Here is a 12,280-nt window from a genome sequence, read left to right on the forward strand (position 1 = left end):
TCAAAGACAGACGTTGGCGGGAGGCGATAATCAGGCAAGGCCAGCATATCGCCGGGCTTGATTGCGCCGCAGTATGAGGATGGGGGCCGCGTGGCAGGGCACGGCGACGACGTAAAGGCTGTCGGACTGCTCCGACGCGCTCTGGATCTGCTTTATCTTGGCTCGGGCTTTGCCGCCGGCGCCTTCCTGGTCGCGATCTTCGCCATCATGATGGTGATGTCGGTCGGGCGGCAGTTTGCGCTCAACATCCCGGCCGGAGACGATTTCGCATCCTGGTGCATGGCTGCGATGGCGTTTCTTGGCCTCGCCCACACGTTCAAACGCGGCGAGATGATCCGTGTCGGCCTGCTGCTGGAGCGCCTGCACGGGCGGACCAAGCAGGTCGCGGAGATCGTGGCGCTTGGGATTGCGACCGCCTTCATTCTGTATTTCACCCGACATGCGTTGCAGATGACGTACGACTCCTGGCGCTTCAACGACGTGGCGCAAGGCGTCGTCGCGTTGCCGCTCTGGATTCCCCAGCTCGGCTTTGCCGGCGGCCTCGTGATCCTGTCGATCGCGCTGATCGACGAGATGATCAATGTCATCGCAGGCAATCGGCCGAGCTACGAGAAGGGCTCGCCGGACGAGACGCCCGACGAATTCATCGAGCGCATCTCGCAGGGCGGCGGAGGTTGACCATGGCCAATCTCGGCATGATCGAGCTGTCGTTCATCCTGCTCGGCGTCATGATCCTGCTGCTCGGGAGCGGGGTCTGGATCGCAGTCTCACTCGGGCTCGTCGGCTTCGCGGCGATGGCACTGACCACGAGCCTGCCGCTCGGCTCGGTGCTCGCGACCACCACCTGGAGCGCAAGCTCGTCCTGGACGCTGGCCGCGCTGCCGCTGTTCATCTGGATGGGTGAGATCCTCTTCCGCACCAAATTGTCCGAGGAGATGTTCCGCGGCCTGTCGCCCTGGGTCCAGTGGCTGCCGGGACGGCTGACGCATGTGAACGTGATCGGCTGCGGCATCTTCGCCGCGGTGTCGGGTTCTTCGGCGGCGACCTGTGCGACCATCGGCAAGATCGCGCTGCCCGAACTCGACAAGCGCGGCTACGACAAGGGCCTGAGCCTCGGCTCGCTCGCGGGCTCCGGCACGCTCGGCCTCCTGATCCCGCCCTCGATCCCGATGGTGGTCTACGCGGTCACGGCGAACGTCTCCGTGCTCCAGGTGTTCCTCGGCGGCTTCCTGCCGGGCGCGCTCGTGATGGCGCTCTATTCCGGCTACATCATCATCTGGTCGCTCTTGAACCCGGACAAGATTCCGCCGCGCGATCCGCCAATGCCGTTCCGGCAGAAGCTGCGCGAGTCGGCGAGGCTTGCGCCCTGCCTGTTGCTGATCCTGGCGGTCTTCCTCTCGCTCGTGCTCGGCTTTGCGACCGCGACCGAATGCGCGGCGTGGGGCGTCGCCGGCGCGCTGCTGCTGGCGTGGTGGAGCGGCACGCTCACGCGCAAGAACTTCCTCGAGAGCATCATGAGCGCGACGCGTCTGACCTGTATGATCATGCTGATCCTGGCAGGCGCGGCCTACACCACGGCGGCGATGGCCTATACCGGCATTCCGGCGGCGCTCGCCACCTGGGTTCAGGGGCAGCAGCTCACACCGGGCATGCTCGCACTCTATCTGAGCATCATGTACATCATCCTCGGCTGCCTGATCGACGGCATCTCGATGATCGTGCTGACCGCCGTCATCGTGCTGCCGATGGTCAAGCAGGCCGGTCTCGATCTGGTCTGGTTCGGCGTCTATCTCATCATCCATGTCGAGATGGCGCAGATCACACCGCCGGTCGGCTTCAATCTGTTCGTGCTCCAGAACATGAGCGGTCGCGATACGTTCACCGTCGCGCGGGCGGCATTCCCGTTCTTTGTCCTCCTGCTGGGCGCCGTGTTCATCATCACGGAGTATCCGCAGATCGTATTGCTGCTGCCTAAGCTCGCTTTCCCCGATTGATCTCAATTCGACCGTGAGGAGAAGTCCGATGAAGTCTCGTTTCGTCCGTGCAGGCCTGATCGCCGGCGCCATGGTGGCCGCAACGCCGGCCTTGGCCCAGACCAAATGGAATCTTCCGGCGGCATATCCCGCCGACAATCCGCACTCGGAGAATCTGGTCGCGTTCGCCAAGGACGTCGACGCAGCCACGTCCGGCAAACTTCAGATCACGGTCCATCCGGGGGCCTCGCTGTTCAAGGCGCCCGACATCAAGCGCGCGGTCATGACTGGACAGGCGCAAATCGGCGAGGTGCTGCTGTCGATCCACGAGAACGAAGACCCGGTGTTCGGTGTCGACGTCGTGCCGTTCCTTGCGACGAGCTTCCCGGGCTCGATGAAGCTCTATCAGGCCTCCAAGCCGCTGATCACAAAGAAGCTCGAGGCGCAGGGTCTCAAGCTCCTGTTCGCGGTGCCGTGGGCGCCGCAAGGCGTCTACGTCAACAAGCCGCTGGCCACGATCGAGGACATGAAGGGCCTGAAATGGCGCGCCTACAATGTCGGGACCGCGCGCATCGGCGAACTGGTCGGCGCGCAGTCGGTCACCATCCAGGCGGCCGAGCTGCCGCAGGCGCTGGCGACCGGCGTCGTGAACTCGTTCATGTCGTCGGGCGGCACGGGCTACGATGCGAAGGCCTGGGAGTCGCTGAAATATTTCTATGACGTGCAGGCCTGGATCCCGAAGGACTACACCTTCGTCAACAAGGCCGCGTTCGATGCGCTCGACAAGCCGACCCAGGAGGCGATCCTCAAGGCCGCCGCCACCGCGGAGACGCGCGGCTGGAAGGCCTGGGAAGAGAAGGCCAATTGGTACATCGATCAGCTCAAGGCCAAAGGCATGACTATCGAGCCGCCCAGCCCGGCGCTCAAGGCCGGCTTCCAGAAGATCGGCGAGCAACTCACGGCCGACTGGCTCAAGAAGGCTGGCGCCGACGGCCAGGCCTTGGTCGACGCCTACAAGAAGATGTGAGGGCAAGGAGAATCGCAGTGCGAGCCGGTGACGATGCCCGCTCACCGTCACCGATCGATGCGCCTGGTCACCAAGCGTAGCGCAGCACGGCCTTGCCGGTATAGGAGCGCATCAGGCTCGACATTTCGCTGTCGACGTTCGCCGCGGCGGACCAGCCGTTCACGGCGCGCAACTCGATTGCGACGCCTGTCAGCATAGCGTTTGGCGCCAACGCCGTGCCGCCTGCGATAAATCCCTGACCGGGCAGGGATTGGAACGCCGCCGGGATCGATTGGCCCGCACTGAAATCATGCGCCCAGGCGAGCCGTCCGCGCAGGTTCACCACGCTTCCCGGCAAGGCAAGCGACGCGCTCGTGCGCAGGCCGAGCTCGGTGCGGCTGTCGGTGAAGCTGTCGCTGCCGGGCGCGGCCGAAAACGCATTGGCGGCGCCAGGCGGCCCAGGTGGCTGCGGCGCGTTGGAGGAGGAGGGTAGGCGGAAGGTGGTGACCTGCGCCGCCGCATAGGGCGTGATGCCAAGCCAGGGCGTGGCAAAACGATAGCCGCCTTCGAGGCGGCCGGAATAGGCGTTGGCGTTGGTCGCCGCGGCGAACTGGCCGGAGCCGGCCGGCGTCACCGGATGATCGTTGCTGATGGCCTGCCAGCCGTAAGCCAGACCGGTCGAAACATAGGCTGATCCGACCGTGTGCCTGACGAAGGCGCCGGCCTGGAACAGATCGGAGCGGCCGCTCGAAAAATTGTTGGCGAAGCCGGTGCCGCCGCCGGCCAGCGCAAAGCCCATCCGGGTCTGCGGCGAGAGTGAGTAATCGGCTCCGGCCACGGTACCAAAGCTGCGGCTGGCCAAGCCGGTGCCGCCGGTCGACACCTGCGAGCCACCGAAGCCGGCCGCCCAGACGTTCCAGTGCGGGCTCGCGAGCGAGGGCCGGCCGTAGATCGCTCCATAGGCCTCGCGGCCGATGCCGCCATGCGTCGGGTCGTTGCCGATATCGGCGTAGGCGGCGAGCTCTGCGTCGAGCTCGGCCGAGCCGATGCCGCGGCCGTCGATGGCGGGATCGAGCAGGGTCTGCGTGAACTGTGTCATCGCCAGGAACGTGGCCTGCGCCGTCCCGCCCTGCGAAGCGGCGTCAGAGCCGCCGCCAAATGCCTGCCGCATGCCGAACCGCGCCGCAAATCCCGGCGGCTCAGCGTTCCAGCCATAGTTCGGCTGCATGCCGCCGGCGCCGCCATTGCCATTGCCGGGCGGTGCTCCGCCAAAGCCGGATGGCGGCGGGCCGCCGAACATGGGGCCGCCCATGGCGCCAAAATTGTTGCCGCCGCCAAAATTATTGAAACCGCTGCCCGGCGCGTTCGGACCTGGAGGGCCAGGATTCTCGGCACCCCCGAACGCGCCGAACTCGCGCATGACCTGCGCGTCAGCCGCGCGCGGCAGCAGCAATCCGGCCGTCAATAGCAGCAGCGCCAGACGCGCACGTACGTCTGCGCTCAAGACACAAACCGCATGAAGCGCCCCAACCGCGCCGGACGCCGGCCGCGCAGCCCGCGCGGCGAATCAGGTGGAAGCAGCGAATCCGACGAGGCAGAATCGTAAATGTGTCTCTAATGTTTTCCAATCTTTTCCTGTCATGTCCCGATGTCGTCGAACATGCATGATCGGTTTCAGGGCGAATCGCGATGACCGCAGAGACACAACGTCAATCCGCGTCTTTACGTGATTGCGGGATATCGGCGTCGGCTCAGGCCGAGATTGCCTTTGCCGAGCCGACCTCGTTGCGCAGCAGGAATTTCTGGATCTTGCCCGTGGACGTCTTCGGGATCGGCCCGAACACGATCGCCTTCGGCGTCTTGAAGCCCGACATGTGACTGCGGCAGAAGGCGATGACCTCGGCTTCGGTCGCACTGGCGCCGTCCTTCAGCTCGACGAAGGCGCAAGGCACCTCGCCCCATTTCGGATCGGGCTTGGCGACGACGGCGGCGAACAGCACGGCCGGGTGCTTGTAGAGGATGTCCTCGACTTCGACCGACGAGATGTTCTCGCCGCCGGAGATGATGATGTCCTTGGAGCGGTCCTTGATGATGACATAGCCGTGCTCGTCGAGCACGCCGAGATCGCCGGTGTGAAACCAGCCGCCCTCGAAGGCTTCTTTCGTGGCCTTCTCGTTCTTGAGGTAGCCCTTCATCACGATGTTGCCGCGGAACATGACCTCGCCGATGGTCTCGCCGTCACGCGGCACCTCCTGCATGGTCTGCGGATTGATGACGGTGACGCCTTCCTCGAGCGGGTAGGGCACGCCCTGCCGGCGCTTCATGCGTGCGCGTTCGGCCGGCGGAAGCTCGTCCCAGCCGGGCTGCTCGGCGCAGACGGAGGCTGGGCCGTAGACCTCGGTCAGGCCGTAGACATGCGTCAGCTTGATGCCGATGTTTTCTGCGCCTTCGAGCACCGCAACGGGTGGCGCCGCGCCTGCGATCAGGCCGACGACGCGGCGGGCGGCATTGCCCTTCGGCGCGTCGGGCGCATTGATCAGCGTGTTGTAGACGATCGGCGCGCCGCACATGTGGGTGACGCCGTGCTGCTTGATCAGTTCGAAGATCCTGGTCGGCTCGACCTTGCGCAGGCAGACATTGATGCCGGCGGCCGCAGCAATGGTCCAGGGGAAGCACCAGCCGTTGCAATGGAACATCGGCAGCGTCCAGAGATAGACCGGATGCTGGCCGAGATTGCCGGCAAGGATGTTGCTGACGGCGTTGAGATAAGCGCCGCGATGATGGGTGACGACGCCCTTGGGATTGCCGGTCGTGCCCGAGGTGTAGCTCAGCGCGATCGCATCCCATTCGTCCTTCGGCGGGATCGCGGCGAAGCCGGGATCGCCCTGCGCGACGGCGGCCTCATATTCGATCTCGCCGATGCGCTTGCCGCCCGTGAAGGCGGCATCGTCGACGTCGATCACGAACGGCTTCGGTCCGCTCATCTGCGCCAGCGCATCGGTGATGACGCCCGAAAACTCGGGATCGACCAGGATGATCTTGGCCCCGCCATGATCGAGCTGAAACGCGATCGAAGGTGCATCGAGGCGGATGTTGAGCGCGTTGAGCACGGCGCCGGTCATCGGCACCGCGAAGTGCACCTCGTTCATCGCCGGGATGTTCGGCAGCATTGCCGCGACGGTGTCGCCGACGCCGATGCCCTTGCCCGCGAGGTAAGACGCAAAGCGCCGGCAGCGCTCATAGGTCTGCGCCCAGGTGAAGCTGCGGCCTTCATACACCGTGCTGACGTGATCGGGATAGACCGCGGCGCTGCGCGCGAGGAAGCTCAGCGGGCTCAGCGGCACGTAGTTGGCGGGCGTCTTGTCGAGGCCGATATTGTACGGGTTCTGCCGCTCGCTCATCGACATCCTCCTCAAAGCGCTTCAAAGAAATCCGATCGAGATCCACGGGAAGATCGCGACGATGATCAATCCCACCAGCAGCGCCAGCAGATAGCCCCATATCGGCCTGATGCCTTCGGCCGGGTCGACGCGTCCGATGGCGCAGGCGGCATAATAGCCGACGCCGAAGGGCGGGGCGAATAGCCCGATACCCATGGCCAGAATGATCACCATCGCATAGTGCACCTCGTGCACGCCGACGGCGCGGGCAATCGGAAACAGCAGCGGCCCGAACAGCACGATCGCCGGAATGCCCTCCAGCACGCTGCCGAGGATAGTGAAGGCCAGGATGGACACGGCGATGAAGGTCGCCGAGCCGCCCGGCAATCCCGTCATGGCCGCCGCCAGCGAGCGCGAGAAGCCGGATTGGGTCAGGCCCCAGGCCATGCCGGTGGCGGTGCCGATGATCAGGAGGATGGCGCCCGACAGCGCCGCGGTCTCGACCAGCATCGGAAACAGCCGCCGCCAGTCGAAGCGGCGATAAACCAGGAGGCCGACCAGGGCGCCATAGACGATGCCGATGGTAGAGACTTCGGTGGCAGTGGCGATGCCCTCGACCACGGCGTACCGGATCACGAAGGGCAGAGCGAGCGCGGGCAGGGCGACGACGAAGGTCTTGCCGATCTCGCTGCCCGTGGCGCGGCGGACATGGCTCATGTCCTCATGGCGGTAGCGCCACCACACCAGCATGCAGAGCGTAATCGCGAGCACGACGCCGGGCAGCAGGCCGCCAGTGAACAGCGCTGCGATCGAGACGCCGGTGACCGAGCCGATCGTGATCAGCACGAGGCTCGGCGGAATGGTCTCGGTCTGGGCCCCCGTGGCCGCAAGCAGCGCGACGAGATCGCCGGGGCGGGCGCCGCGCTGTTTCATCTCCGGAAACAGCACGGGCGCAACCGCGGCCATGTCGGCCGCCTTGGCGCCGGAAATGCCGGAGACTAGGTACATGGCGCCGACCAGCACATAATGCAGGCCGCCGCGGACATGTCCCAGCAGGCTCGCCAGGAACGCCACCATGGCCCGCGCCATGCCGGTCATTTCAATCAATAACCCCAAAAACACGAACAGCGGCACCGAGAGCAGGATGAGATGGCTCATGCCCTCGTCCATCCGCCCGATCAGCACCATGACCGGCGTGCGCGTGGTCAGCGCCAGATAGCCGAAGATCGCGAGGCCAAAGCCGAACGCAATGGGAACGCCGGCAAAGACGCAGAAGCCGGCGACGCCGACGAAGAAGATCACCAGGTTGAGATTGCCGAGCGGCCTCAGATAAGGCTGCGCCAGCCAGAACAGACCGACGACGACGGCAACGGAGATCACGGCCGTCAGCACCATGCGGTAATCGGCGGCGCGCAGCAGCCGCAGCAGCGCGAACGCCGCCATCAGGCAGATGCCCGCCGGCAGCGCCGCGGCACGCCAGATGTTCGGGATCTGGAGCGCTGGCGTGGTGATGAAGCTTTCCTCATAGGCGTAGTCGCAGGACGGCCAGACGATCAGCGCCAGAAATGCCAATGCCGCAGCGGTCGCGACCAGATCGAGATAGGCCCGCATCGCGGGCTTGGCACTCGCGACGACCGCGGTCATGCGCATGTGCTCGGAGCGGCGGAATGCGACCGCCGCGCCCAGCATGGCCAGCCACAGGAACAGGATCGAGGCGAGCTCGTCCGACCAGATCAGCGGCCGGTGCAGTCCGTAGCGCGCGACCACGCCGGCAAACAGGATCACGATCTCGGCGACCACCAGGGCCGCCGCGGGTATTTCGACGGCGAGGCCGAGGACGCGTTCGAGCGAAGCCAGCAGTGAGGATCGGCGAGGGGGCTGAACAGCCACCTCGCCCGCCACTTCGGTCACCTCAACCTCGATATGAGCCATGACGGCCCCAACGCGTTACGAGAGCTTGCCGACGGCCTTCTCCAGGAGGTCCCAGGCCTGATCGCCATATTTGCCCTTCCACTCGGCATAGAAGCCGGCGGTCCGCAGCTTGTCGCGGAACGGGCCGACCGTGGGCTGGTTGAAGGTCAGGCCCTTGGCCGCGAGCTCCTGCTGGAGGTTGGCATTGAGCTTGGCGGTATCCTCGCGCTCCTTGACCGCGGCGGCATTGATGTTCTTGGCGACGATGGTGCGCACATCCTCCGGCAGCGCGCTCCAGGCGCGGCGATTGGCCAGGAACCAGAAGCCGTCCCACATGTGGTTGGTCAGCGAGCAGTATTTCTGCACCTCGTAGAGCTTTGCGGTCGAGATGATCGCCAGCGGGTTCTCCTGGCCCTCGACGATCTTGGTCTGGAGCGCGGAATAGACCTCGCTGAAATTGATCGAGGCGGGCGCTGCATCGAACGCCTTGAACATCGAGGTCCACAGCGGCGACACCGGCACGCGGATCTTGAAGCCCTTGAGGTCGTCGGGACCGGTGATCGGCTTGGACGAGGACGTGGTTTGGCGGAAGCCGTTGTCCCAGATCTTGTCCATGACCTCGAGGCCGGCCTTCTTGATCTCGCCGCGGACATGGGCGCCGAGATCGCCGTCCATGGCCTTCCAGACCGTGTCGTAGTCCGGGAACGCAAAGCCGATGCCGTTGATGGACGCGGCCGGCACCAGGGTCGACAGGATCAGGCCCGACAGCGTGAAGAACTCGACGCCGCCCGAGCGAATCTGGCTCAGCATGTCGGTGTCGGAGCCAAGCTGGTTGTTCGGGAAGATCTGGAGGTCGAACTTGCCGTTCGTCTCGCTCTTGATCGCCGCAGCCATCTCCTTGGCGCGCACGTTCAGCGGATGGGTGTCCGGCAGGTTGTTGGCGTATTTGTAGCTGAACTCGGCGCTCTGGGCGCGGGCCACATGGGGCGCACTGAGGCCGCCCAGGACCGCGGTCGCGGCGGAGGCCTTGAGAAGCGTGCGTCGGGAAAAGCTCATGGGTCTGCTTCCTCGGAAGGTTTGTTGTTGTTCTGAGATGCAGACCTATACGGAGGTCACGTCGGAAGGTCATCTGCGATCTCGCGAAGCCTCGCTTATTGCAGCCGGACAACGTCACGGCAATATCGGCTTTCGGCACATCGAGCCGGATTCAAAAACGCGAAAACAACCCCATGCACAGTAACCGTCAAGAGCTGGGACAACGTTTGAGGGCCGGGCCGAAAATCGCGCTGGAGCGAAGCCGGGATGGCAGGAATTCCGTCTAAATAACTGATCTGATTGTATATAAATATATTCCATAATATACCTTATGCGAATCGTGGATATGGGTGTGCAGGTCAGCCCGGACAAATCAAAGACTACCGAGAACCCCGCTCCCGGCCCAGAATTGTTGTCACGCAAGCCCAGACAACAGACGCGGCATTGAAGCCGTGCCAGCCATTGGGAGGTTCGTCATGCAGGAGAACGTCGCCCGCGGAGCCCGCTCGCGCGCCATTCCATTCGATGCCGCCAAGCTCGACCGCCTGATGGAAGCGGCCGGCCTCGACGTCCTGGTCGCGACCTCCAAGCACAATGTGCAGTACCTGCTCGGGGCCGAGCGCGCGATCTTCTTCGACTACATGGATGCCATGGGCGTCAGCCGCTATCTGCCGGTCCTGGTCTATCCCAAGGGCGCGCCGGAAAAGTCCGTCTATGTCGGCCACCGGCTGGAGACCCATCAGCGCGCCGTGGCGCCGCCATGGGTGCCGCAGGTCCGGACCGAGTCCAGCGGCTCGGTGGACGCGATCACGCGGGCCGTCGCGGCCTTGAAGGACGCCGGCGTGCCGATGAAGCGGGTCGGGGTCGAGATGGCGTTCCTGCCGATGGATGCGGGCCGGGCGCTTGCCGACGCCCTGCCCGGTACCGAGCTCAAGGACGCGCTGCTGGTGCTGGAGCGTCTGCGCGCGGTCAAGTCCGCCGACGAACTGGCCAAGCTGAAGACGGCATCTGAATTGGTGATTGCCTCGATGCTGGAGGTGATCGCCGGGCACGGTCCCGGCACGACCAAGCAGCAATTGTCGGACGGCCTGCGCGTCGCCGAGGTCAACCGCGGGCTCACCTTCGAATACTGCCTGCTGGCCTGCGGCAACAGCCACAACCGGGCGCCGTCGGCGCAGCGCTGGGAGCTCGGCGAGGTGCTGTCGCTCGACTCCGGCGGCAATTATCATGGCTATATCGGCGACCTCGCCCGCATGGCCGTGCTGGGCGATCCGGATGCAGAGCTGAAGGATTGTCTGGCCGAGATCGAGGCGGTGCAGCGCGCCGCCTTCGCCGCAGTCCGTCCGGGCGCCATGGGCGGCGACATCTATGTCGCGGCCGAGCGGCAGCTCGCCCAGATCACCCAGCGCGACTGCACGGATTTCCTGGCCCACGGCATGGGCCTCGTCAGTCACGAGGCCCCTCGCCTGACCGCCAAGGGTCCGGTTCCCTATGACGACACGGACGCGCGGCTGCCGCTCGAGCCAGGCATGGTGGTGTCGATCGAGACCACGATGAAGCATCCCAGGCGCGGCTTCATCAAGCTCGAGGACACGGTCGCGGTGACGGCGACGGGATACGAGATCTTTGGCGAGGGCGGCCGCGGGTGGAATTTGGGCGGGAGCGCGCGCTAACGCTGTCTCGCATTGTCCTTGCGGTGCGGATCGGCTGCGACGAGCGGGTCTTGCGTGTAACGGTCACCGCGCTTCCCGCTGCGCGATCCTGGTCCCCTCGGCAATTCGGTCGCTGGGATGCAGGACTACCCGATCGCCTGCCGCCAGTCCGGAGAGCACCTCAGCCAGCCGGTTATTCCGGTGGCCTATCTGTACCGAAGTGCTCCGAGCGCGGCCGTTCTCGTCGGCAAAACCAGCCCACTGGTCACCTTTCCGGAACAGAGCGCTCACCGGCATGGTCAGGGCGTCCGGAGCGCTCCAGGTGGTAACGTGGACGACGACGCGATAGTCGTGTCCAAGCGAAGCCCACGTCTCGGGCGGGTCGCTGAAATCGATGGTCACCCGGACCCGCTGCTCCTCGATGCCGAGCGCCGAGACCTTCAGGAAGCCGGCGGGGTCCACCCGGACAACCTTGCCCCTGACGGGCTGCCCGCCCCAGCCGTCGATCCGGACGGGCGCACCCACCTTGATCTGGACGGCATCGGTCGAGAGCAGGTCAGCTACGACCTCCAGATCGAGAGGGTTGCCGATGTCGACCAGCGGTGTCCCAGGCAGGACCGTTGCCTCGCTGTCCTGGATGATCTTCAGCACTCTTCCGCTTGCAGGCGCGAGCACCCGGACACAGCAGGTCGGCTCCGCCGACGGGGCAGCATTGGCCGGGTCCATCAGCCGGGCGGCCAGGCTGGTCCGCACCGCGCGACGCATGTCGACCTGGGCCTTGGCGCTCGCCAGGGCGGCCTCGTTGGTGGCCACGTCGAACTTGGCCTTGTCGAAGGCCTGCGCGGAGATGGTCTGCGTCCGCGCGAGTGTTTGGGCCCGCTGGAATTCGGTCTTGGCAAAGCCCAAGGCAGCTTCGATCCGCTGCACCTCGGCCTCCTGCTGCTGGATGGCGGCATCCGCAGCCAAGACCTCGGCCTGAAGCTGGTCGCGCGAGCGCACGTCGATGAATCCCGGCAGCGTCGGCTGCATCAGGGCGATGACCGTCTGGTTGGCGACGACTTCGTCGCCGACATGAAGCGAAGGCCCCTGCTCGCCGAGCGGATGCGAAATCCTCAGGACCTTGCCTGCGATCGGCGCCGAGACGGTGTAGACGTGGCGGACGCGCGTCTTGCCGTCGTCGTCCGCCGTGACTTCGATGGGGCCTTTCGCGACGGTCGCAAGATCGACCAGAACCGGGCGGGGCCAGGCAAACCACGCCAGTCCGCCCGCGATCCCGGCCAGGGCCGCAGCTCCGATGATACGTTTGGTCCAGTTTGCCGACAT

General features: G+C 65.3%; 9 protein-coding genes. 4 read left to right on the forward strand and 5 right to left on the reverse strand.

Translation table 11 applies throughout. The features are described 5' to 3' along the window. Positions 1 to 90: 90 nt before the first annotated feature. From BM118_RS02735 to BM118_RS02745, 3 genes are read left to right on the forward strand one after another with little or no spacing between them, the layout of a single operon-like run. Entirely contained in the window at positions 91 to 678 is a 588-nt protein-coding gene (locus BM118_RS02735; protein ID WP_092184214.1) for a TRAP transporter small permease, read from the forward strand. 2 nt (positions 679 to 680) lie between these two features. Beyond that, positions 681 to 1,994, forward strand: coding sequence for a TRAP transporter large permease (locus BM118_RS02740; protein ID WP_092181887.1), 1,314 nt, complete (start codon positions 681 to 683; stop codon positions 1,992 to 1,994). A gap of 28 nt (positions 1,995 to 2,022) precedes the next feature. Further along, entirely contained in the window at positions 2,023 to 3,000 is a 978-nt protein-coding gene (locus BM118_RS02745) for a TRAP transporter substrate-binding protein (RefSeq protein WP_092181890.1), read from the forward strand. 67 nt (positions 3,001 to 3,067) lie between these two features. Here the strand turns inward: BM118_RS02745 and BM118_RS02750 are convergent, their stop codons facing one another. The 4 genes from BM118_RS02750 to BM118_RS02765 all read right to left on the reverse strand — a co-directional run bounded on the left by BM118_RS02750 (position 3,068) and on the right by BM118_RS02765 (position 9,326). Continuing rightward, positions 3,068 to 4,483 (reverse strand): autotransporter outer membrane beta-barrel domain-containing protein, encoded by a 1,416-nt coding sequence (locus tag BM118_RS02750; RefSeq protein ID WP_143099403.1) that lies wholly within the window; start codon positions 4,481 to 4,483, stop codon positions 3,068 to 3,070. Positions 4,484 to 4,730: 247 nt separating this feature from the next. Continuing rightward, positions 4,731 to 6,380, reverse strand: coding sequence for an acyl-CoA synthetase (locus tag BM118_RS02755; RefSeq protein WP_177233967.1), 1,650 nt, complete (start codon positions 6,378 to 6,380; stop codon positions 4,731 to 4,733). A gap of 21 nt (positions 6,381 to 6,401) precedes the next feature. Continuing rightward, the gene (locus tag BM118_RS02760; RefSeq protein WP_092181900.1) at positions 6,402 to 8,291 is read right to left on the reverse strand and encodes a TRAP transporter large permease; all 1,890 of its coding nucleotides are present in this window, start codon (positions 8,289 to 8,291) and stop codon (positions 6,402 to 6,404) included. A 15-nt stretch (positions 8,292 to 8,306) separates the two neighbouring features. Beyond that, positions 8,307 to 9,326 (reverse strand): TRAP transporter substrate-binding protein, encoded by a 1,020-nt coding sequence (locus BM118_RS02765; protein ID WP_092181903.1) that lies wholly within the window; start codon positions 9,324 to 9,326, stop codon positions 8,307 to 8,309. A 455-nt stretch (positions 9,327 to 9,781) separates the two neighbouring features. Here BM118_RS02765 and BM118_RS02770 point away from each other — a divergent pair, with 455 nt between their 5' ends. Then, entirely contained in the window at positions 9,782 to 10,978 is a 1,197-nt protein-coding gene (locus BM118_RS02770) for a M24 family metallopeptidase (protein ID WP_092181906.1), read from the forward strand. Between the two features lie 63 nt (positions 10,979 to 11,041). On the opposite strand, the gene BM118_RS02775 is transcribed toward BM118_RS02770, so the two are convergent. After that, the gene (locus BM118_RS02775; protein ID WP_092181909.1) at positions 11,042 to 12,280 is read right to left on the reverse strand and encodes an efflux RND transporter periplasmic adaptor subunit; all 1,239 of its coding nucleotides are present in this window, start codon (positions 12,278 to 12,280) and stop codon (positions 11,042 to 11,044) included.

The organism is Bradyrhizobium sp. cf659 (assembly GCF_900113725.1).
Classification (GTDB): Bacteria; Pseudomonadota; Alphaproteobacteria; order Rhizobiales; family Xanthobacteraceae; genus Bradyrhizobium.